Here is a 21,081-nt window from a genome sequence, read left to right as displayed (position 1 = left end):
CGACAATCAGCGGTCGGTCTTCACCCGCGTCCCCAGGCCCTCGACCTTGTCGCTTGCCACCACCCGGATACCCACCTCCACCGTCGGCTTCTCGAGCAGGTCCGGCAGGCGGAACACCCGCGCCACATCGGCCTCGCCACTGTGCCAGTGCTCTTCCATCATGCGCCGACCGAAGTTGTAGTCCTTGCTGTCGTGTTCATACGGCCGGGCCTGGTAGATGAGATGGACGATGGTTGCCACGCCGCCGGCGCAGTCGGCCTCGAGCTCTCGCATGAGGGCATCGGCTTCTTCGTCCTCATGGCGCAGGCGGTCGAGCAGCTTGCGCACCCGGCGCTTGAGCTGCATCTCGCGAACGGCCTGGGTGCTGTTCAGGCGGGTGCGGCTGGAATACTGGATCTCCTTGGCGCGCTCGCCCACGTCGATGATGTTGCGCGGAAACTCGCCCTTGGCCGGCCACAGGTCGATCTGGAACACCAGGGTGTCCGGTCGGGGAGTGTCGTGCATGATGTAATCGAGCGGGGTGTTCGACGCCAGACCACCGTCCCAGTACCAGCGTCCCTCCACCTCCACCGGCGGAAAACCCGGTGGCAGCGCGCCCGAGGCCATGATGTGCTCGGGCCCGAGACGGCGCTCCCGAGTGTCGAAGTAGTGGGTGTTGCCGTTGTAGATGTCCACCGCCCCCACCGAGACCCGCACCGGACCGTCGTTGAGGCGGTCGAAGTCCACGAACTCGAGCAGCGTGTCACGCAGGGGAGTGATGTCGTAATAGCTCAGCGCCTGTTCCGTGTCCTGCGGCCAGAACAGCGGCGGCGGCACACGGGGTTTGAAGAACGCGGGCTGGCCGAACATGAGATTGCGGCTGGCGGTGATCCAGTTGGTGACGGCGGGCGACACGGGCAGGTCGGGCAAGGCGAACTGACCCGGCATGAAGCGGGTGATGCGATGCCAGAACGCGTCGATGGCCTGGATGCGCCGTTCGGGTGGATTGCCTGCAATGAGCGCGGCGTTGATGGCGCCGATGGAGACGCCGACCACCCAGTCGGGCAGCACACCTTGCTCGAACAGGGCTGCGTAGGCGCCGGCCTGATAGGCCCCGAGCGCACCGCCACCTTGCAGGGCGAGGGCGACCCGGTCGAACTCGTGCTCGAGGCGCCGCGGTTTGACCCGGGCGTCCATGCCTTACTCCATGCACCAGCCGTGGCTCACCAGCAAGGACTGGCCGGTGAGTGCCGCGCTCGGGAAGGCAGCGAACAGCAAGGCGATCTCGGCCACGTCCTCGATGGTGGTGAATTCCTTGGTGACGGTGCCGCCCAGCATGATGTCGTTCACCACCTCTTCCTCGGAGATGCCGAGGTTTTCGGCCTGCTCGGGGATCTGCTTGTCCACCAGCGGGGTGCGCACGAAACCGGGGCAGATCACATTGGCGCGCACGCCCTTCTCGCCGCCTTCCTTGGCAATCACCCGGGCCAGACCCAGCAGGCCGTGCTTGGCGGTCACATAGGGCGCTTTCAGGGCCGAGGCGAGTTTGGAATGCACCGAGCCCTGGAAGATGATCGAGCCGCTGCCCTGTTCGTACATGTAGGGCAGCACGGCCCTGGAGGTCAGGAAGGCGCCGTCCAGGTGGATGGCGAGCATCTTCTTCCAGGCATCGAAGGGGAACTGCTCCACCGGATGCACGATCTGCACGCCAGCGTTGGAGACCAGCACGTCGATCCTGCCCCACCGGTCGGCCACGGTCTTGACCCCGGCGTTGACCGCCGCTTCGCTGGTCACGTCCATCTCCACGGCCATGGCCCGGTCTTCGCCGAACTCGGCGGCGGCCTTCCGGGCCGCGTCCATGTTGATGTCGGCGATGGCGACCTTTCCGCCGGCGGCGACGAAGCGCTTGGCGATGCCGAATCCGATGCCACTGGCTGCGCCGGTGATGATGCTGACCTTGTCCGTGAGTTGCATATGACCTCCTAGCCTGTTGTCGGGGAGGCGTCGTCGAACACGGCCCCGATCAGGGCCGGCAGGACAACGCCGGCTGCCCCGACCAGGTTCCAGTCGGCAAGGGAATCGAGTGCGGTGGCCTGGGGATTGATCTGCAGGACACGGGCACCCTGTCCAGCCGCGATCCGTGGCAGCTCCGCCGCCGGATACACCATGGCCGAGGTGCCGACGGTGATGAACAGATCGCAGCCCGCGGCGGCCCCGAGCGCCCGCTGCCATTCGTCCGCGGGAAGGGGTTCGCCAAACCAGACAACACCGGGCCTGATGGGGCCGGCGCATTCGGGGCATTCAGGCGGTGTGACACGGCGGCCGTCCTCGGGTTCATTCGGCATTCCATCCGGATAGCGCCAGGGGGTGCCACAGGCGAAGCAGCGCGGCTGCATCAGGCGTCCGTGCAGGTGCGCCACGCTGCGGCTGCCGGCACGCTCATGCAGGTCATCCACGTTCTGGGTCACCACGCTGATCGCCGGCACATGGCGGGCGAGGCGGACAATGGCCTCGTGGGCCGGATTGGGCGCGGCGCGCATCACCCGTGAGCGACGCCATTCGTACCACCCCCACACCAGCGCCGGATCGGCCTCGAAGGCCTCGGAAGTGGCCAGCGCCGTGGGCTCGAAGCGTGCCCACAGGCCGGTGTGAGCGTCGCGGAAGGTGGGTACGCCACTTTCGGCCGACACACCGGCGCCGGTGAATACCGTCACATGGCGGGCGGTTTTGAATGCCTTCACGAGGCTGTCGGGCAAGATCAGATCGAGGCTCATCGCAAGGTTTCCAAAAGGCTGGCGCGTGAGCACATTCGACCATGCACAGCGCCCACCGCAAAGCTTGGTGCCTTGCTATGATGCATCGCATCACCGCCCATCCGGGCGGTTTTTCCGTTCCGGGGCCGCGTCATGGTCGAATTCCTCACCGATCCACAGCTGCTTGTCGCCTTCTTCACCCTCACCGCGCTCGAACTGGTGTTGGGCATCGACAACATCATCTTCATCTCGATCCTGGTGGACAAGCTCCCGCGCGAGCGTCGCCAGTTCGCCCGCCGGCTGGGCCTGTTTCTGGCCATGTTCATGCGTATCGGCCTGCTGGCGGTGCTCTCCTGGCTGGCGGGCATGACGGCGCCGCTGTTTACCGTGCCCTTGATCGAGCATGGCATGTCGGGTCGCGACCTCATCCTCGCCGGCGGCGGGCTGTTCCTGGTGTGGAAGAGCACGAAGGAAGTCCATCAACTGCTCGAAGGGGAGGCGGGCGAGGCTTCTTCTGCGGTCGCCAGCGGATTTGCTGCGGTCATTACGCAGATCATCATCATCGATCTGGTGTTTTCGCTCGATTCGATCATCACCGCCATCGGCATGGTCAATCACCTGGGGGTCATGGTTGCGGCCGTGGTCGCCTCGGTGGGCCTGATGATGTTCTTCGCCGGGCCCATCGGCGAGTTCGTTTCCGGGCACCCCACGGTCAAGATGCTCGCCCTGTCCTTCCTGCTGGTGGTGGGTGTGGTGTTGATTGCCGACGGTTTCGGTCATCATGTGCCCAAGGGCTACATCTATTTCGCCATGGCCTTCTCGTTTGTGGTCGAGATGCTCAACATCCGTCTGCGCAAGCGCGGCACCCCGGTCGATCTCCACGCGCCCTACGCCACCGACAAGGACAGTGCATGACCCAAGCAGTGAATACCACCCCCTTCGCCAGCCTCACGCCGGACGCGCTGCTCGACGCCCTTGAGGCCATCGGCCTGCCCTGCGACGGCGGCGTGATGGCCCTCAACAGCTACGAGAACCGGGTCTATCAGGTGGGTGTGGAGGACGGCCCGCCGGTGATTGCCAAGTTCTACCGGCCGGGCCGCTGGACCGACGCGGCCATCGAGGAAGAGCACGCCTTCCTGCTCGAACTGGAAGAACGCGAAATTCCGGTCGTTACCCCCATGCGCCTGCAGGGCAAGACCCTGAACGAAGCCGGCGGTTTCCGGATTGCCGTGTTTCCGCGTCGGGGCGGTCGCGCGCCGGAACTGGAGGACGAAGAAGTGCTGCGCTGGATGGGCCGCTTCATGGCCCGTATCCACGCTGTGGGCGCGCTCAAGCCCTTCGAGTCACGCCCGAGTATCGACCCGGTGACTTACGGCTCGCAGGCGCGGGATCTGCTGCTGAAGACGCCCTTCATCCCCATGGAGCTTGAGACGAGCTGGAAGAGTGTGGTCGATCAGGCGCTGGAGGGCGTGGCCCGCTGTTACGACCGGGCCGGCCCGGTGGAGATGCTGCGGGTGCATGGCGACTGCCACGGTGGCAACGTGTTGTGGACGCCCGAAGGCCCGCACTTCGTGGACTTCGACGACGCCCGAATGGCCCCGGCCATGCAGGATCTGTGGATGCTGCTCACCGGCGAGGGCGATCTCCAACGCCGTCAGTTCGAGGTGGTGATGGAAGGCTACCGCCAGTTCCGCGACTTCAACCCGGCCGAAAAACACCTGGCCGAAGCCCTGCGCACCCTGCGCCTCATCCACTACGCCGCCTGGATCGCCCAGCGCTGGGAAGACCCGGCCTTTCCCCATGCCTTCAGCTGGTTCGACAGCCCGCGCTACTGGCAGGATCACATCCTCAACCTGCGCGAGCAGATCGCGCTGATGGATGAACCGCCGCTGGTGTGACGCATCGTGCCCGTTTGAGTATCGGACCCAGACCCATGAACGACGACTCAGTTCAAGACATCATGTTCGAGATGGGCTACGCCGTGTATTCGGAAGACCACGAGTGGATCAACGTGCATGATGGCCGGTGCCTCAAATCGGACGTCGTGTTGGCCTTAATCGATTCCGTCATCAGTTCTGACTTGGTGTACGTGCAATTCGAGGACGTGCCCCCTGAGCTGATGGATCGCAGAAGCGCGGTCGAGCGTGTCGAAGCCAGAGTGCTCAGTGGTGAAGTACGAATTTCTGCGCCGCCGTTCGAGGCAATGGTGTTCATCGCGCATAACGGGGTCGCGACTGCCTGGACGAAGGTGCCTCGAACGGGCGTATCGCCAGCGCCAATGCATGATGGATAGACTAAACCAGTAAATGATATGTCATTGAAAAATATGACAAATAACATCAAGATCCGGGCCGCAAACGTCGATAACTGCTGCAACAAGAACAACAGCAAGACAAAGCAGCATGAGACCCAAACGGATGTTGGTGGTAGACGATGTGTCTGCGGTGCGCAAGATCGTTGCCGATGTGGGCCGTGATTTCGGCTTTGACGTGATTCATACCGGCAACGGCCAGATCGCACTGGCGATCTGCTGTCAGCCAGGCAATTTCTTCGATGTGATCGTGACCGACGCGCAGATGCCGCTCATGCACGGCGGTCAGTTCGTACGCGCCCTGCGCGAGTACGGCATCCGTACGCCGGTGGTGGTCATCCCTCTGTCGCCCGAGCAACGCGTGATGCGCGAACTGGCCCGGGTGGGCATCAATGCCGTCGTACCCAAGCCGTTTCGGCTGGCTGACCTGTATCGCGCCTTCTCAGGACTGGGCCATGTCCGGCGGGCGGTGCCGCGCTGGGACGGCTGGGCCCTGCCTCACGCGGCCAGCAGCTCGTAACTCTTCACCCGCGCGCCAAAGTCGTGGGTGACCGTGACCACGGCGATCTCGTCGGTGCCGAAGGCCGTGGCCAGTGTCTCGATTTCATCGCGGCACTGCGCCGGCGCGCCGATGGTGTAGCCCGACTCGATATGGCGGTAGGTGGCCTCCTCGGAGGGCGAGAAGCGCTTGCGCTGGTCCTGCACCGCCTCGGGTGAGAGCAGCCCATCCTGGCCGCCGGCCTGCATCATCATCTTGCGGTAGACGGCGGTGCCGGCCAGGAGTCTGGCCTCTTCGAGGGTGTCCGCGCAGAACCCGGCGATGGCGAGCATGCGCTTCGGCTTGCCGGTGTGGCCGGCGTCCTGCCAGCCCCGGTCATGCGCCTCGAAGATCCCGGGATGGCAGTGGTCGGGGGAAATGAAGCGGGCCAGGGCCAGGTTCATGCCCAGCTGGCCCGCCAGCGCGGCGCTTCCGCCACCGGAGCCAAGCATCCACAGTTGCGGCGGCGTATCGATGGTGGGGCTGATGTGCAGGGCTGACCAGGGGTGATCGGCGGGCAGATTGCCTTCGAGCAGGCCCTTGAGCGTGGCCGCCTGGGCCGGGTAGTGGCCGGGGTCGAGCGGCGGGCCCGGCCAGGCCATGGCGGAGGAGGCCAGCATGTCGCCGCCGGGGGCGCGGCCGATGCCCAGATCGATGCGGTCCGGAAACAGGGCGGCGAGCATATTGAACACCTCGGCTACCTTGTAGGGGCTGTAATGGCTCAGCATCACGCCGCCGCTGCCCACCCGCATGCGCGTGGTGGCGCTGGCAATGCTGGCGACGAGAATTTCGGGGCTCGGGCCGGCGAACTGCGGGCTGTTGTGGTGCTCGGCCACCCAGTAGCGGTGATAGCCGAGCGGGTCGCAGGCTTTGGCCAGCGCGATGGACATCTGGCCGGCGTTGGCGCAGCCCGGCGCGGTCTCGACCGGATGGATGGGGCTCTGGTCGAGCACGGTGAGTCTGATCTGCGCTGCCATGGGCGTGTCCTCGAAGCGTGAACGCTTAAAATCTCGAGAATTTAGCACAACACCGGGTCAGCGCCCAAGGATGGTGGCCCTGCTCAGCGGCCGGCGGCCTCCAGGGCCTTGTCGCGGTCCCGCTGCAGTGCTTCGGCCGAGTGAAGCTGGGACTTGATGTCTTGCATCTGGCGCTGGGCCTGTTCGGCCTCACGGGCCTTGGCCGCGGCGGCCGTGGCGGCCGCCGTGCCGGATTCGCCGACGCCGCAGGCGGTGAGGGTCATGCTGCTGATCGCGATCAGCCAGAAGAGGTGCCGTTGCATGTCAGTGCTCCTGTGAATTGAGCCGGCATGTTCGCGCCGGGGTGTTGCCATGTTCTACCACCGCCTCGCGTCCCTTGGTCCAGAGCGAGACCGGCGTGTCCAGAAAGCGGCCCGCGTATCGGCTGCCCGATGCCACCGGCGTCGCTGTCATTGCAATACCTTCCGTGTTCCATTGCAGGTAGGCATACGGCTGCGATGCGGTCACGAAGATGACCGAGGCGTTGATCTGCGCGTCGTTGCAGTCGAGGAGAAAGGGGGCGGTGCTGATGTCGTCCGTGCCCGCACGCTCCGGGACGCCGAGGGGGCGCAGTTCGTGAATGCGCATGAGCATGCTGGCGAGCACGCACTGGCGCAGGTCGTCGGCCTTCCAGCAGTCGTCCCGGCCCTTGATCCAGCCGCGCTGGGTCGCGATCAGGGTTTTGCGCGCCGGCTGCGGCATGGCCGGTGTCTTGAGTGCCCGCGCGTAGAGGCGCGCCAGTTCTCGATCCAGTGCGGCCAGTGTGGCGTCGGTGCAGATGAGTTCGGTCGCGGCGCTGTCGGCACGCTCGCAGTCGAAACTCGGATACTGAAGCGGCGCCCAGGTGTAGATGCCGCCATCGGCCATGAGCGAGAGGTGCAGGCGGTCGTCCTTGAGCCGGTAGCCCCGGATGGACTGGGCGTCCCGGGCCAGTTTCGGCCCCAGGGTGTCATCGGGGCACAGGGCCCGGGTGACGCCGAGCGGGCCGAGGGTGAAGTTGCCGGTGGCACCGTCGCCCGCCGGTTGTGAGGCCCATGGCCCGCGGGCGCGGTTGCAGTCGAGCTTGAGGGTGGCGCGGCCATCGGCGCCAAGGGCCATGGTGTAGGCCAGCGGTTGCGGGTTCTCGCTGCGGCCCTGGGTATCGTCCATGGACTGGAAATCGACGAGGAACCAGCGCGTGTCCGCCAGGGGCGAAGTCACTGGCGGCCCGGGCGGTGCCTCGGCGGCGGCAGTGCCACTTCCCAGTGCCATGACGGAGAGGATCAGGACGGTCAAGATGGGCATGCGGTGTCGACTCCGTACGGGTTCGTTGAAGCTGTGCAGTCAGGGCGGTCGGGGCGCAAGGACGAAGCCGCATTCTGCACGGGTACGACCATGCTGCGCGATGCCCGGCCCATCTGTCCACCGTGCGAGTGTCACGATGCGTGGGCGGGTGTGACCGCCCGTCCGATTGACCCGGCCCGCGAGTTCCCGAACACTGGCGAGACGTTTCACCACGCCGAACCGAGTTCATGGACCCGCAGCTGCTTTCCATCCACTACAGTGACCCGCTCTGGATCGCGATTGCCTTTGCCTGCGGTCTGGGGGTCAAGGCAGTCGGCATGCCGCCGCTGGTGGGCTTTCTGGGGGCCGGTTTCGTGCTCAACCTGTTCGGTGCGCGGGGCGGCGAGTTCCTCAGCGCGGTGGCGGATCTGGGCATTACCTTGCTGCTCTTTTCCATCGGGTTGAAACTGCGGCTCCGGTCGCTGGCCGAGCCGGTGGTCTGGGGCGTGGGTATCGCCCACATGGGGCTGACGACGCTCCTGATCGCGGCAGTGGCTGGCCTGCTGGCGGCCACCGGGCTGCCGCTGCTGGCCGGGCTCGATCTGCCCACGGCCTTGCTGATCGGCTTTGCCCTGTCGTTTTCGAGCACGGTGTTCGCGGTCAAGGTCCTGGACGAACTCGGGGCGACCAATGCCATGCACGGTCGCGTGGCCATCGGGGTGCTGGTCATCCAGGACATCGCCGCCGTCGTGTTCATGGCCATCTCCCTGGGCAAGCTGCCGTCGGTCTGGACCATCGCGCTCCTGGCGCTGATCCCGGCCCGCCACCTGCTGTTCCGGGTGCTCGAACGCGTCGGCCACGGCGAACTGCTGATCCTGTTCGGCTTTACCCTGGCCCTGGTCGGGGCGGCGGTGTTCGAGCTGGTGGGCATCAAGGAAGACGTGGGGGCGCTGGTGTTCGGCATGCTGCTGGCCAATCACCCCAAGGCCAACGAGCTGGCCAAGGCCTTGCTCGGCTTCAAGGAGCTGTTTCTGGTCGGCTTCTTCCTGAGTGTGGGCATGACCGCGCTGCCCAGCTGGAGCGAGGTCCTGGTGGCGCTGCTGTTCATTCTGGTGCTGCCGGTCAAGGTCGCCCTGTATTTCGGTCTGTTCAGCCGCTTCAGGCTCAGGGCCAGCACGTCGTGGCGCACGTCGCTCAACCTCGCCAACTACAGCGAGTTCGGGCTGATCATCGGCGCCATGGCCGCCACCTCGGGTGCCTTGCCGGACGCCTGGCTGGCGGTGTTTGCGGTGGTGGTGTCCCTCTCCTTCATGCTCTGCGCGCCGCTCATGAGCGTCCGCGACGCGCTCTACCTGCGCTGGCGCCCCCTGCTCAAGCGCTTCGAGCATGCCGAGCGCCTGCCGGGCGAGGAGAATCTCGATCTGGCCCACGTCAAGGTGGTGGTGTTCGGCATGGGGCGCATGGGCACGGCGGCCTATGACGCCATTCAGGACAGCTACCCGGATGCGCTGGCCGGGGTCGAGATCGATGCCGGCAAGGTGACACGCCACACGAGCGAAGGGCGTCAGGTGGTCAACGGGGACGCCACCAACCCGGATTTCTGGACCCGTGCGCCGGCGCTGCTCGACGGTCTCGAATGGGTGCTGCTGGCGCTGCCGGCACATACCGCCAACCTCAACGCCGCCCGACGTCTGCGGGACATGGGTTACGCCGGCCGTATTGCCGCGACCACCAAATACCGGGATGAGGAAGAGGCGCTCAAGGCCCTGGGTGTCGACCACACCTTCAACATCTACACCGAGGCCGGTCTGGGCTTTGCCAATGAACTGCAGGGCTGTCTTGCGCGCCCCGCCGATCATGCCTGAACGCGGGGCCGGGCGACCCTGACCGACCCGCGCTCAGACCATCTCGGGCAGGGGGGCAAACAGGTGGCCGTCCGCCGTCAGGGCGGCGCGCAAGGCACGCGCCATGTCCACCGCGTCCGGGTTGTCGCCGTGCACGCAAATGCTGTGAATCGGGCTCGCCAGGGTCTTGCCGTGGTGGGAAACGATGCCGCCGGCGTCGAGCATGCGGCGGACATGGTCGATGCACACCGCCGGGTTATGCAGCACCGCGCCCGGCTGACTGCGCGGCACCAGGTGGCCCTCGTCGGTGTAGGCACGGTCGGCAAAAATCTCGCAGGCCACCAACAGCCCTGCCTCTTCACCCGCCTGGACCAGTGCAGAGCGCGCCGGGGCGAGCAGGATGAGGTCGCGGTCAAAGTCGCGCACCGAGCGCGCAACGCACTTGGCCAGTGCCGGATCTTCGCAGGCCTGGTTGTTGAGGGCGCCATGGGGCTTCACATGGGTGAGCATGCCGCCCTCGGTGCGGGCCATGCCGGCCAGGGCGGCAAGCTGATAGATGATCGTCGCTTCCAGTTCGGCCGGCGCCATGCGCATGGGCCGGCGGCCGAAGCCCTGCAGATCCGGGTAGGCCGGGTGGGCGCCGATGCTGGTATCTGACGCGATCGCAGCGCGCACCGTGTCGCGCATCACCTTGGGGTCGCCCGCATGAAAACCGCAGGCGATGTTGGCCGAATCGACGATGGGCAGCAGGGCCGCATCGTCCCCCATGGTCCAGGCACCGAAGGATTCGCCCAGATCGGCGTTGAGATTCAGTTTCATGCGTCTGACTTGTCTCCCGTGTCCGGATTCAACGCATTGACCATGCCGCTGAGCAGATTGTTGCCGTAGAGGGCGTCCAGGTCCACCACTGAATCGTCGCGCACGCTGCGGATGCCGGAAATCAGCGTGGCGCGCTGGGCCGCGGCCACGCGGGCGGCCTCGATGGCGGCGTCGACGCCGATCCATTCAAAGTGCACCTGGGTGCCCGGTTTGAGCGTGCCCATGCGCCCCAGATCGGCAGAGATCACCGTGCCGATCTTCGGGTAGCCGCCGGCGGTCTGGCTGTCGGCCAGCAGCACGATGGGCAGGCCGTTGCCCGGCACCTGGATGGCGCCGGGTACGACGGCGTCGGAGACGATTTCGCGATGCGCGGCATCCACATGGGCGAGCGCCTCGCCCGCCAGGCGCAGGCCCATGCGGTCGGCCTCGGGGCTCACCTGCCAGGTCTGCGAGACAAAGCGCTCGCGCGCCGCGCCGGTGAAATGGTCCGACTGCGGTCCGGGCACCACCCGGATCGGCGTGTTCGAGACCGTCGGCGGCGATGGCAGCAGGCGGATGGGGCCCGCTGCATCCGCCGCAGGCAGGCGGTCGCCAGCCGCGAGCGCGCGACCGTCAAAGCCGCCCAGGTGGGCGCGGGCATAGGTGGCACAACTGCCCAGCACCGGGGCCAGCGAGAGGCCGGCGACGCCAATCATGCACACCCGGCGGTCGCCGGTGTCCCGCAGCCGCAGCTGCTCTCCGGGAGCCAGCACATGGCTGCGCCAGGGGGCCATGGACGACACCGCGCCGCCTTGGTCGATGCGGTCGATGCTGGCGTCACCCGCAATGGACACCATCACCGGCCCATCGGTCGCGCCCAGCTTGAGGCCGCCGTCCAGGCATTCGATGGCCGGCGCATCGAGCGCATTGCCGACCAGCGCGTTGGCCAGCGCCAGCAAGGCCGCGTCGAGCGCGCCGGACCAGGGCACGCCGGCCCGTCGCCAGCCTCGGCGACCGACATCCTGGATCGTGCTCATCACGCCGGGAGACAGGACCGTGAGCTGGCTCATGACGACACCAACCAGTCCTGCGGGTCCAGCCGCCCTGCGGCCAGATCCGCCTCGATGTCCGCCATGTCGGTTGCGCTCACCGCCTCGAACCCCACCCGATCGCCAGCCGCCAGCAAGGCCGGCACCTCGCGTGCCGGGTCGAACAGCGGCGCCGGACAGCGCCCGAGCAGATGCCAGCCCCCGGGGCTCTCCCACGGATAGATGGCCGTCATCGCATTGGCGATGGCCACGCTCCCCGCCGGCACCCGAACCCGTGGCTCGGCACGCCGGGGCAAGCGCAGCGCGCTGGGCACATCGCCCATGAACGGAAAGCCCGGCAGAAAGCCGAGCATGTAAACCACATAATCCTGTGCCGTGTGACGGGCGATCACCTCGTCCGGCGTCAGCCCGGCGGCCTGAGCCACGGAGACGAGATCGGGGCCGCTTTCACCGCCATAGATGACGGGAAGGCGCCATTGGCGGACGGGTGTGCTTTGGGTGTCATGGTGGCGGCTGAGACAGTCGCGAACCAACGCTTCGATGGCCGTGCGATCCGCGACAACCGGATCAAGAATCACCGTCAACGACCGAAACGTCGGCACCCACTCGATCAGCCCGGGCAAGTGCCCCGCCCCGGCCGCCGCGCTCAGCGCGGCATCGAGCGCATTGACCTGCGCCTGCAGCGCCGGATCGATCCGGTCGCCAAATTCAACGGTGAAGGCGGTGTCGCCGAGGTCGAGAATGCGCATGGAGGGATTTTGGCACGGACATTCCCGGAACGTTTGGTTTGAAGCCGCAGCCCGGAAGCAGCGAAGCAGAATCCGGGATCAGTGGCGGATGAACCGATGATTACCGGAGTCGGGCGATCGCCCGGGTTGCCTGCAGGTCGATCCCGATGGCGCGGTATGAGCGAATCATCGCGTTGCTACTACTGTCATCGTTCGACGGTGAATAGCTATCTCGGGAACGTCATCGTCGTCCTTGGCGACTCAGGTTTTGGCGAACAAACCGCAAAGGGTGTGAGCAGCGCTCTCATGTTTTGAATCCATTCGGTCGCCCTTGACGGCACATGCTCAGCATTGACAAGTTTGACTTCACATGGAAATCCTATTTGCATTAACTATAGTTACGAGAAATACCTTAACGATATCAAATAGGATGGTGTGGATGATCTCAAAAATGAGGGCCTGTCTTCTGGTTGGCGGAGTCGCGCTGACTACGTGCGCCCAAGCAGCACTTCATGACCGTGGTGGTGGCTTGATCTACGATGATGTCCTGGATGTAACTTGGCTGCAGGACGCCAACTATTCCAAGACCAGCGGTTACGACGCCGATGGAAAGATGACCTGGGTTCAGGCGCAGGCCTGGGCAGACGCATTGACGTTCTTCGATGCGGTCAGAGGGGTCAGCTACAGCGACTGGCGCCTGCCCTTTGTCATCGACACCGGCAGTCCGGGATGTAACCACTCCCAAGGTGGGGCCACCGACTGCGGATTTAACGTCCAGACGGTCAGTGGCAGTAACGTCTTCAGCGAGCTTGGCTACATGTACTACGTCAACCTTGGCCTGACCGGCACATTCGGAACCGACGCTCTGCCGAGAGGTGATTTCGGTATTTTCGGGAACGGAACCCTGAATGGAACGGACGCGACATCCGCAGGACAAAATGACATCGGGTTGTTTAGCAACATCCAGGCAAGCACCTACTGGAGTGGAACGGAGTACGCCCCTTTAGCGAACGACGCTTGGTACTTCCAGTTCGGAACAGGCGAGCAGAATCGAAACACCAAGGAACATCTCGCGTTTGCCTGGGCTGTTCGTGCAGGAGACGTATCAGCCGTGCCAGAGCCTGAAACGTCTGTCATGCTGCTTGCCGGACTCGGTTTTATCGCTTCGGCCGTGCGCAGGAAAAAGCGCGGTTAACGTGATCCTCGACGCGTAGGTGCTCACATCTTTCGATGAGTGCGGGTTGGCGTGGGATGAAAATGAAATGACGTACCAACCCTCAATCCGCCGCCACGCACCGCTCTGACGCCCAGCACCGCAGTTCGGCCACCTTGTCCGACATCACATGTGACAGCGGCCGTGTGCGCCCCGCTTCGCTCACCAGCCGGTCCGTGTCCAGCGGCTCGCCGTCGGCGAGTGACTCATACATGCCCGCCACCACCAGCTGTTCCAGCTCCGCGCCCGAATAGCCGTCGGTGACCAGCGCGAGCGTGTCCAGATCGAAGTCGTCGGGCTTGAGGTCGCGGCGCTTGAGGTGGATGGCGAGGATGATCTTGCGCACCTCGGGGCTGGGCAGGTCGACGAAGAAGATCTCGTCGAAGCGGCCCTTGCGCAGCAGTTCCGGCGGCAGGGCGGAGACGTCGTTGGCGGTGGCGACGATGAACAGGCGGGCCTTCTGTTCGGCCATCCAGGTGAGCATGTGGCCGAGCAGGCGGCGGGAGACGCCGCCGTCGCCTTCACTGCTGCCGCTGGCGAGCGCCTTTTCGATCTCGTCGATCCACAGCACGGCGGGGGCCATGGCCTCGGCAGTGCGCAGGGCTTCGCGCAGTTTGCGCTCGGTCTCGCCGGTGTATTTGTCGTAGAGGCTGGCCACGTCGAGGCGCAGCAGGGGGACCTTCCAACTGCCGGCGACGACCTTGGCGGCGAGTGATTTGCCGGCGCCCTGCACGCCCAGCAGCATCACGCCCTTGGGGGTGGGCAGGCCGGGGGCTTCGCGCTCGCCGGTGAAGATGGGGCGGCGGGTGTCGAGCCAGCGCTTGAGGGCGGACAGGCCGCCGATGTCGTCGGGGCCGAGGGGGCTCAGTTCCACGTCGAGCGCGGTGCCGCCGAGCATGTCCTGTTTGTAGCGGGCGACACGGGCGAGGTCCTCGTCGGTGATGCGGCCGTCGTCGCGGATGGCGTTGCGGATGAGGCGGCGCACGTCGTCTTCGGGCAGGCCGATCACCTGGTGCATGAGGGCATTGGCCGTGGTTTTTTCGCCGCGCACGCTCTCGCCCTGCTGGTGCTTGTACAGATCGACTTCGTCCCGGAACAGCTTGCGGATCGCCTCCATGTCGGGGATGCGCAGGTTCATGTGCGCGGCATGGCGGCTCAGTTCCGGGGTGAGGGGCAAGGTGGGTGCCACCAGCACCAGCGTGCGCTCCGAATTGGGGTGATCGAGGATGATCTCGCGCATCAGGCGGATGACGATGGGGTCTTCCAGAAACGGGTGCGGGTCGAGCAGCACGTAGAGGCCGCGGCCGGCGTCCTTGTCGATATGGTGCAGGGCGTTTTCGAGCTTGCGGGTCTCGGGCTCCGGGCGGCGGTGGCTTTCGGTCTGTTCCATTTCCGTGGGCGCACGCTCGACGGTGCCGAACAGGCTGTTGACGCGCTTGGCCGGGCCGTAGCGGAAGTTGGTCTGGGCGAGGCCGTCGGCCACACTCCACACATGCAGGTCGAGGTTTTCGTCGCGTGCGAGGCGCTCGAGCAGTCGAAGCACCTTGGGCTCCTCGACCGTTTCGATGCACACCATGGGCATGCGCGAGCGCACGAGGGCGGACAGTTCTCTGAAGTCGGGCATTGCTGTTCTTTTTCGGTGTTGTCTGGGTCAGGTGTCGGCGAAGCGGATGGCGATCTGCCGGAACACGTCGGCCATCTGGGTGAAGGCCTCGACCACATCGGGGTCGAAGTGCAGGCCCTTGCCCGCCGTGATGGTGGCGACCGCATCCTCATGGCTGTAGGCGGCTTTATACACCCGCTCGCTGATGAGAGCGTCATACACGTCGGCCACGGCCATGAGCCGCGCCGAGATGGGAATCTGCTCGCCCTTGAGGCCTTGCGGGTAGCCGCTACCATCCCACTTTTCCTGGTGCGAGAACGTGATTTCCTTGGCATATCGAAGAAAGCTCACTTCGCTGCCCATGGTGGATTCGGCCGCCAGCAGGGCGTCGCGGCCGAGGGTGGTGTGGCGCTTCATGATCTCCCATTCGTCCGCGTCGAGCGGACCGGGTTTGAGCAGGATGCTGTCGGGAATGCCCACCTTGCCGATGTCGTGCAGCGGGGCCGACTTGTACATGAGGTAGATGGACTCGTCGCTCAGTTCGTGGGCGAAGCGCGGGTGGTTCTTGAGCGTGTCGGCCAGGGCCTTGACGTACAGCTGAGTGCGGCGGATGTGGTTGCCGGTTTCGGCGTCGCGGGTTTCGGCCAGCGAGGCCAGGGCGATGATGGTGGCCTCCTGCACCGCGTTGAGTTCGGTGATGCGCCGGTCGATCTCCTGCTCGAGGAAAGCATTGCGGTCGGTGAGGAAGTCGCTCGCGGCCTTGAGGGTCAGGTGGTTGCGGATACGTGCCTTCACGATGGGCGGCGAGATGGGTTTGGTGATGTAGTCCACCGCGCCCACGTCGAAGCCGTGCTGCTCGTCGGCCGCGTCGGTGCGCACCGTCAGGAAGATCACCGGAATGCCGTTGGTGCGCGGGTCGGCCTTGAGGCGTTCGCACACGTCGTAGCCATTGAGCCCTGGCATCATCACGTCGAGCAGGATGAGGTCCGGCAGGGGTTCGACCTGCGCCAGTTCGAGTGCCCGCTCGCCGGAGGTGGCGATGCGCGTGCGGTACGGGCCCGCGCGCAGGCAGTTGACGATGGGCTCGATGGTGTCCGGCGCATCGTCCACGATCAGGATGGTGGCGATCCCGAAGGAGTTTTCGTCGTTCATGTGTTTGAACTCGTGGTGGTGTGGCCTTCGAGCGCACGGGTCAGCAAGGTGGCTGCGCGGTCGAAGTCGTAGATCTGAACGGCCTGGGCCATCTCGCCGACCGTGCGTTCACCCAGCACGTCGATGAGGGCAGGGCGCACCTGACTGAAATAGCTGTTGGTGTCGCCGTCAGCGGCTTTGAGCAGCACGAGGAGTTGATCCACCATGGTGCTCGGCGCCAGATCGCGGCTCGGCGGACGCAGCGGTGCCTGCGCTGAGGGGCGGGGCATCTGCTCGCCGATGCGAGCCACAAGGGCGCGCATGACGCGCTCGAGGGCGGCAAGCTCGTCCCGGGCCGTGTCGCCCTTGCGCAGTGCGGCTTCGGTGTCGGCGGCACACCGCGCGAGCGTCACGGCGCCGATATTCGCCGCCAGGCCGCACAGGGTATGGGCGGTGTGTTCGGCGCCCACGATATCGTTGGCGCGTACCTGTTCGCGCAGGATGGCAGGCACCTTCGCCTGACCCTCGGCAAACTGGTGAATCAGCCTCAGGTACAGCGACCGGTCACCCCCCATGCGCCGCAAGCCGGCAACCACGTCCAGGCCTTCGACCTCCGGCAAGGGTGCCGTGGTGGCGGCGTCACGGGCGGCGTCATCGTCGCGCGCGCACCACTTGGCCAGGGTGGCAAAGAGCAGGTCGGGATCAATGGGTTTGGGCACGTGGTCATTCATGCCGGTGATCAGGCACTGCTCGCGTTCATCGGCCAGGGCATGCGCCGTCATGGCGATGATGGGCAGATCGGCAAAGCGTGGCTGGGCGCGCAGCAAGCGGGTGGTTTCGAAGCCGTCCAGCTCGGGCATCTGCAGGTCCATGAGCACCGCGTCGATGGCGGGCTGATCGGCGTCTTCGAGTCGGTCGAGGGCAACGCGTCCGTTGCAGGCCACTTCGGTCTCGATGCCGCGAGAGGCCAGCAGGCTGGTGGCGATCTGCTGGTTGATGTCGTTGTCTTCCACCACGAGGACGCGCAAGCCCTTGAGCGAGGCCAGGTCGGGCAGTCTGGGGGCCGGCAGCGCGGCCATGGCGCGCTCCAGTCCGTAGGCGTGCATGATGGCGTCGAGCAGGCTGGAGGCGGTCAATGGTTTGAAGACCTGGGCCTCTGCGCCCACCTCGGCCGCATCCACCGCCACATCCCCTGTCCCGAAGGCGGTGACCAGAATGACCACCGGCGGGTGTTTGAGGCGCGCATCGCGCTTGATGCGCCGGGTCGCTTCGAGCCCGTCGATGCCGGGCATGCGCCAGTCCATGAGTACCAGACCATAGGGGTCGCTCGCGTCGGCCTCGCCAATGGCGTCGATGGCGGCCTTGCCGGAGGCGACCGCCTCGGCGCGGAAGGGCAGGGAGCGCAGCATGCTCAGCAGCACATCGCGCGCCGCCGGATGATCATCCACCACCAGCACGCGCAAGCCTTCGAGCTGCGGCGGCAGGTGTGTGGGGGCGATCTCGCCCTGAATGCCGAATTCGAGCGCAAAGGAGAACGTGCTGCCCGCCCCCGGGTGGCTGTTGACCTTGATGTCGCCCCCCATCAGCTGAACCAGATGCCGGCTGATGCTCAGTCCCAGACCCGTACCGCCGAAGCGCCGGGTGGTGGAGCCATCGGCCTGTGAAAAAGCGTCGAACAGATGGGGCTGATGCTCCGGATCGATGCCCAGGCCGGTGTCCTGAACGGCAAAATCCAGTGTGGCCCGGCCCGCGCTGCGCCGGGGCAGGCGCACGCGAATGCTCACCTCGCCGTGCTCGGTGAACTTGACGGCATTGCCGACCAGATTGGTCAGAATCTGACCGAGGCGGAACGGGTCGCCCACCAGATGGTTCGGGATCTCGGGGTCCACATCAAGCAGCAGTTCCAGCCCCTTCTCCTGGGCACGCTGACCCACCAGGGTGGTGACCTGTTCGAGCACCTCGTCGAGGGTGAATGGCGTCGATTCGATCTCCACCCGCCCGGCCTCGATGCGCGAGAAATCGAGAATGTCGTTGATCACCCGCAGCAGCGTCTTGCCGGCGGTCTGGATCTTGCCCACGTAATCGTGCTGCAGCTCATCCAGCCCGGTTTCGAGGGTGAGGTGCGACAGGCCGATGATGGCGTTCATGGGCGTGCGGATTTCATGGCTCATGTTGGCCAGGAAGCGGCTCTTGGTCTGCGCGGCCTCTTCGGCCATGCGCTTGGCGTTGCGCAGCGCGGTTTCGGTGGCCTTGCGCGCCGACACGTCTTCGAGCACCCACACGCAGTGGGTGATGGCCCCAGCATTGTCCTTGAGCCCGCTCACCGCAATCGATACCCAGAAGTGTTCGCCGTTCTTGCGGGTGCTCTGGCATTCGGCCCGCCACACGCTGCCCTGGCGCAGGGTGTCCCAGAGGGTGGCGAACACGCCATCCTTGTTGCCGCTGGCGTCGAAGATGTCCGGCGGGTCGTTGGCCACGTCGGCCTGCGTGTAGCCGGTGACCTTGGTGAAGTGCGGATTCACGTACTGAATATCGCCGCGCGGGCTGGTGATGACCACCATCACCGGGCTTTCCTCCACGGCCAGGGAAAGTTTGCGCAGCTCGCGCTCGACCTGCTTGAGCGGGGTGATGTCGTAGGTCCAGGCGAGGATGACCGATTCGCTGCCCAGCTCGGCCCGTTCCATGGTCAGCAGCGCCCAGCGCGTCTCGCCGCTGGCGTGGCGCAGGGCCACCTCGCGGTCACGGACCTCGCCCTGGGTGTCGAGCAGGGTCAGGGCCTGGTCGCGCTGCTCCGGATCGATGAAGCGTTGCGACACCGGCAACTGCATGAAACGCTCGTGGCTCATGCCGGCCAGCTCGCAGGCCCGGGAATTGGCGAACAGCGGCATGCCGCTGGTGTTGCTGATGACCACTGCGATGGGGCTCGATTCGAGAATGGCGCGCAGCTGGGCCTCGGCGTCGCGCGCGCGACGCTCTGCGCGCTTGGTCGCCGAGATGTCCACGATGATGCCCAGCAGGCCCCCGGGCTGTCCGTCCGACAGGGTGAAGCCCGACACCCAGTACAGCGTGTCGTGCACCTCGCCGTCCGCGAAGGGCATGGCGATTTCCTTCTGTACCTGTCCCACGCTGCGGATCACGCGCATGTCCTCGTCGTGATAGAGCACGCGATCGCTGGGTGGCAGGTAATCCAGGTCGAGCACCGTCTTGCCGTTCAGATAGGCCCGGGTGGTACCGAAGGTGGCCTCGTAGGCCCGGTTGCACCCCAGGAAGCGGCCATCGGGCCCCTTGTAGAAAATGGGGTTGGGGACGGCGTCGATGAGGATCTGAACGAACAGCAACTGATCGGTCAGGGCGGTGCGCTCGCGGGCGAGCTCATCGGTGCGTTCGGCGACCTGGGCCTCGAGCAGGTCGACCGCCTGATCTTCTGCCGCGCGGGCGGCGTCGAGCAACTCACGGGCCTTGTTCTGGGCACTGACCAGGGTGGCCAGCTCCTGCCAGGGGGCATTGATGGGTTCGCCCGGGCGCAGGTCCAGTTTGCCGATGCGTTCGCTCTGGGCCACCAGCGCCCGCAGCGGGCGTTTGACCCGTTGCGCCAGCCGCGCGGCCAGCAGCACGCCCAGCGCCATGACCGCCAGCAGCAGGCCGGCGAAGATCGCCATGTCGCGGGCGCCGGCCGGGACGAAGTCTTCCTCGGGGGCGAAAGCGGCAATCCACAGGCTGTGCCCGCCGAGTTCGACCGGCTGGAAGTAGCCACGCCAGCGTGTCTGTTCGGCATCGAAGCCCACCGCGCCCGAAACACTGCCGGCCGTGTTCCAGGCGGCCACGCCGGCGGTGACAAATTCCACGCCCAGCGCGTCGGCGGGCTGGAACACGGCATTGCGGATGGCGGTCGGGTTGGCAAAGCTGGGGTAGCGCGGCAAGCCGATGGTCTCGCCGTCCTGGGTGAAGACCATCACGCCGCCGCGCACGCCCACCGAGATGGCGGTGGTGATGCGCGACAGATCGGCCAGCAGGACGTCGAGAGCCACCACCCGGGTTGCGCCGTCGGCACCGGTCCAGCGGGTCGCGAGCGTGATGCCCGGTTCGCGAGTGGTGAAGAACTGGTAGGCCTCGGTCCAGAAGGGGCGCATCTCCTGTTCGAGCCCCATGGCGCCCTTGAACCAGGGGCGCGTGCGCGGGTCGTAATGGCTCTCGCGGGTCTCCTCGCGTGGCAACGGGTCGCCTTCGGTCCACACCAGCCATCGGTAGCGATTCTCGCTGTTGGCGGGCTGGGTCAGGCGATTGCTCCAGCGCCCGCCACTTTGCTCGAGCAGCATGATCTCGCTGCCATCGTCCTGCGCCACCAGCACGGTGGACAGACGCGGGTCGTTGGAGAGGATGGGCTGCAGGAGCCGGTTGAAGCCGGTGACGTCACCGCGCGAGAGCAGCCCTTGCTGAGACCACTCGGCCACCGTCATGAGGGTCTGCTCGAGCTGGGTGACGTCGTGGCGCAGCCGCACCGCCACCTCGCGCGCCGCCTGGCGCACTTCGTTATCGGCCAGCTCGCGGGTGGCGGGTGCCACGACAAAGAGATAGAGCGAAATGCCGAAGACGACAAAGCACAACACGATCACCGAAGTGAAGCGCCACATGAGGGCGCTGACCAGGGAGTGTTTTCGGGCCTGCGGCTGCGTTGTCTGGTTCATGACTTCGGCACGCGAAACGGCTGTTGATTTTTGTCGAACCGACAGAATACGGAAGTTTACACACTGTCAAAAGGGTTTTTATGCCGTTTGACAGAGCCCGCCAGTCGCACAGACTTGCCGCGGCGCCCTGCTTTCGGTAAAAGCCCTGCTTTGTCTTCCATGCTTCGAAA

18 protein-coding genes are annotated in these 21,081 nt (G+C 65.8%); 6 read left to right on the top strand and 12 right to left on the bottom strand.

The features are described 5' to 3' along the window. Positions 1-6 precede the first annotated feature (6 nt). From J0W34_RS21585 to J0W34_RS21575, 3 genes are read right to left on the bottom strand one after another with little or no spacing between them, the layout of a single operon-like run. Complete coding sequence (locus J0W34_RS21585; RefSeq protein ID WP_230970162.1) at positions 7-1,176, bottom strand: patatin-like phospholipase family protein; 1,170 nt, start codon at positions 1,174-1,176, stop codon at positions 7-9. A gap of 3 nt (positions 1,177-1,179) precedes the next feature. Further along, entirely contained in the window at positions 1,180-1,953 is a 774-nt protein-coding gene (locus J0W34_RS21580) for a 3-hydroxybutyrate dehydrogenase (protein WP_230970161.1), read from the bottom strand. 8 nt (positions 1,954-1,961) lie between these two features. Next, entirely contained in the window at positions 1,962-2,753 is a 792-nt protein-coding gene (locus tag J0W34_RS21575) for an SIR2 family NAD-dependent protein deacylase (RefSeq protein ID WP_230970160.1), read from the bottom strand. A gap of 132 nt (positions 2,754-2,885) precedes the next feature. Here J0W34_RS21575 and J0W34_RS21570 point away from each other — a divergent pair, with 132 nt between their 5' ends. From J0W34_RS21570 to J0W34_RS21555, 4 genes are all read left to right on the top strand, one after another. Continuing rightward, positions 2,886-3,647: a TerC family protein gene (locus J0W34_RS21570; protein ID WP_227817313.1), complete on the top strand. Its 762-nt coding sequence runs from the start codon at positions 2,886-2,888 to the stop codon at positions 3,645-3,647. Next, the gene (locus J0W34_RS21565) at positions 3,644-4,630 is read left to right on the top strand and encodes a serine/threonine protein kinase (RefSeq protein WP_230970159.1); all 987 of its coding nucleotides are present in this window, start codon (positions 3,644-3,646) and stop codon (positions 4,628-4,630) included. The genes J0W34_RS21570 and J0W34_RS21565 overlap by 4 nt, the downstream gene beginning before the upstream one ends. A 35-nt stretch (positions 4,631-4,665) precedes the next feature. After that, the gene (locus tag J0W34_RS21560; RefSeq protein WP_227817311.1) at positions 4,666-5,025 is read left to right on the top strand and encodes a hypothetical protein; all 360 of its coding nucleotides are present in this window, start codon (positions 4,666-4,668) and stop codon (positions 5,023-5,025) included. Positions 5,026-5,134: 109 nt separating this feature from the next. Then, positions 5,135-5,563, top strand: a complete 429-nt coding sequence (locus tag J0W34_RS21555) for a response regulator (RefSeq protein WP_230970158.1) — start codon at positions 5,135-5,137, stop codon at positions 5,561-5,563. On the opposite strand, the gene J0W34_RS21550 is transcribed toward J0W34_RS21555, so the two are convergent. The 3 genes from J0W34_RS21550 to J0W34_RS21540 all read right to left on the bottom strand — a co-directional run bounded on the left by J0W34_RS21550 (position 5,542) and on the right by J0W34_RS21540 (position 7,881). Next, positions 5,542-6,558 (bottom strand): MsnO8 family LLM class oxidoreductase, encoded by a 1,017-nt coding sequence (locus tag J0W34_RS21550; protein WP_230970157.1) that lies wholly within the window; start codon positions 6,556-6,558, stop codon positions 5,542-5,544. The two genes, J0W34_RS21555 and J0W34_RS21550, sit on opposite strands and share 22 nt — an antisense overlap. A gap of 83 nt (positions 6,559-6,641) precedes the next feature. Beyond that, positions 6,642-6,860: a hypothetical protein gene (locus J0W34_RS21545; RefSeq protein ID WP_227817308.1), complete on the bottom strand. Its 219-nt coding sequence runs from the start codon at positions 6,858-6,860 to the stop codon at positions 6,642-6,644. Between the two features lies 1 nt (position 6,861). After that, entirely contained in the window at positions 6,862-7,881 is a 1,020-nt protein-coding gene (locus J0W34_RS21540) for an META domain-containing protein (protein ID WP_230970156.1), read from the bottom strand. A gap of 227 nt (positions 7,882-8,108) precedes the next feature. On the opposite strand from J0W34_RS21540, the gene J0W34_RS21535 reads away from it, so the two are divergent. Next, positions 8,109-9,725, top strand: a complete 1,617-nt coding sequence (locus tag J0W34_RS21535) for a cation:proton antiporter family protein (RefSeq protein ID WP_230970155.1) — start codon at positions 8,109-8,111, stop codon at positions 9,723-9,725. Between the two features lie 33 nt (positions 9,726-9,758). On the opposite strand, the gene J0W34_RS21530 is transcribed toward J0W34_RS21535, so the two are convergent. The 3 genes from J0W34_RS21530 to pxpB are packed head-to-tail and all read right to left on the bottom strand — an operon-like array spanning position 9,759 to position 12,300. Then, positions 9,759-10,523 carry a LamB/YcsF family protein gene (locus J0W34_RS21530; RefSeq protein ID WP_230970154.1) on the bottom strand — a complete coding sequence of 255 codons (765 nt, stop codon included), beginning with the start codon at positions 10,521-10,523 and terminating at the stop codon, positions 9,759-9,761. Further along, positions 10,520-11,572 (bottom strand): 5-oxoprolinase subunit C family protein, encoded by a 1,053-nt coding sequence (locus J0W34_RS21525; protein WP_230970153.1) that lies wholly within the window; start codon positions 11,570-11,572, stop codon positions 10,520-10,522. Before J0W34_RS21525 ends, J0W34_RS21530 begins: the two co-directional genes overlap by 4 nt. Beyond that, positions 11,569-12,300 carry a 5-oxoprolinase subunit PxpB gene (gene pxpB, locus J0W34_RS21520; RefSeq protein WP_230970152.1) on the bottom strand — a complete coding sequence of 244 codons (732 nt, stop codon included), beginning with the start codon at positions 12,298-12,300 and terminating at the stop codon, positions 11,569-11,571. Before pxpB ends, J0W34_RS21525 begins: the two co-directional genes overlap by 4 nt. Positions 12,301-12,718: 418 nt before the next feature. Between pxpB and J0W34_RS21515 the strand changes: the two genes are divergently transcribed. Next, positions 12,719-13,474, top strand: a complete 756-nt coding sequence (locus J0W34_RS21515; protein WP_230970151.1) for a PEP-CTERM sorting domain-containing protein — start codon at positions 12,719-12,721, stop codon at positions 13,472-13,474. Positions 13,475-13,556: 82 nt separating this feature from the next. Here the strand turns inward: J0W34_RS21515 and J0W34_RS21510 are convergent, their stop codons facing one another. Genes J0W34_RS21510 through J0W34_RS21500 form a run of 3 tightly spaced genes read right to left on the bottom strand, consistent with a single transcriptional unit; the run spans position 13,557 to position 20,911 of the window. Beyond that, positions 13,557-15,116: an AAA family ATPase gene (locus J0W34_RS21510; RefSeq protein WP_230970150.1), complete on the bottom strand. Its 1,560-nt coding sequence runs from the start codon at positions 15,114-15,116 to the stop codon at positions 13,557-13,559. 27 nt (positions 15,117-15,143) lie between these two features. After that, positions 15,144-16,247: a response regulator gene (locus tag J0W34_RS21505; protein ID WP_227817300.1), complete on the bottom strand. Its 1,104-nt coding sequence runs from the start codon at positions 16,245-16,247 to the stop codon at positions 15,144-15,146. Then, a complete protein-coding gene (locus tag J0W34_RS21500) occupies positions 16,244-20,911 on the bottom strand; it encodes a response regulator (protein ID WP_230970149.1) in 4,668 nt (1,555 codons plus the stop codon). The genes J0W34_RS21505 and J0W34_RS21500 overlap by 4 nt, the downstream gene beginning before the upstream one ends. Positions 20,912-21,081 lie beyond the last annotated feature (170 nt).

The organism is Nitrogeniibacter aestuarii (genome assembly GCF_017309585.1).
GTDB classification, from domain to species: domain Bacteria; phylum Pseudomonadota; class Gammaproteobacteria; order Burkholderiales; family Rhodocyclaceae; genus Nitrogeniibacter; species Nitrogeniibacter aestuarii.
This window is presented reverse-complemented; position numbering and strand designations above follow the sequence as displayed.